We start from the raw sequence: 219 nt of genomic DNA on the forward strand, positions 1-219 counted from the left end.
GCTCGATCTGCTTCAGTTCAGCTTCTAAGCCCTTCTTCGTCGTGATGCTGGCGTCACTGGCGCTGGCGTGAAAAAACCAACCGTCGATGCCGATCGTTTCTGCGCCCAGCAGCTCCAGCTTTTGGCACAGCACGACGAAATCACGGTTGGCCGCCCGCCATGCGCTCCCGTTGACCCGTCGAAACTCAGCGCTGGTGCGGTAGCTCGGGACTAACCCCT

1 pseudogene is annotated in these 219 nt (G+C 60.3%); it reads right to left on the bottom strand.

The window, feature by feature from the left end:
* A pseudogene (locus tag BQ17_RS21680) lies at positions 1–219 on the bottom strand (hypothetical protein); the annotation flags it as partial.

It is taken from the genome of Candidatus Thiosymbion oneisti, from assembly GCF_900092655.1.
Lineage (GTDB): Bacteria > Pseudomonadota > Gammaproteobacteria > Chromatiales > Chromatiaceae > Thiosymbion > Thiosymbion oneisti.